Annotated in this window: 1 protein-coding gene; it reads left to right on the top strand. The window is 50.8% G+C overall.

Translation table 11 applies throughout. The annotated features are described in order from the left end of the window. Positions 1–81: 81 nt before the first annotated feature. A partial coding sequence (locus VSR34_RS38420; RefSeq protein ID WP_342965233.1) for a hypothetical protein occupies positions 82–472 on the top strand: 391 nt, incomplete at its 3' end.

The raw sequence follows: 472 nt of genomic DNA, 5'->3' as shown, positions 1-472 counted from the left end.
GTTGAAGCTCGTGCTGACGAGACGCGGGCTTCAGAGCTATGGGCTAGACGCCGTCCCCCGACCGGTTCTCACCGGAAACAGATGACTGAGCAGAATGTGGAGTTCTGTGCACCCCGTTGTCAGGGCCTTAGAGTATCCACTGTTGAGGATGTACACACTCCTACGGAGAAGGTACAGACTTCTATTGAGGAGGTACAAGCTCCTACTGAGGAGGTACAGGCTCCTACTGAGAAGGTACAAGCTCCCGTTCCTATTGTGAAGTTGTTAGTTGAGGAGTACATTGTGGATCCTGTGGTGCATAAGGTTAAGCAGGAGGTTGTCGTTGAGCGAATTGATGAGGTGTCCTCCACTGATACAAACACCACAACTCGTGCGTCTGCAGAGCCATCAATACACACTGATGGAGGTTTCCCTGGAGGACCTTCAGACAAGTCCATGTTGACAGGATTTGCGAACCATGTCAGTTATAGAA

This window comes from Paraburkholderia sp. JHI2823 (assembly GCF_038900695.1).
Taxonomy (GTDB): domain Bacteria; phylum Pseudomonadota; class Gammaproteobacteria; order Burkholderiales; family Burkholderiaceae; genus Paraburkholderia; species Paraburkholderia mimosarum.
The sequence above is the reverse complement of the archived record's forward strand: the minus strand, read 5'-3'. Positions and strand labels throughout refer to the sequence as shown.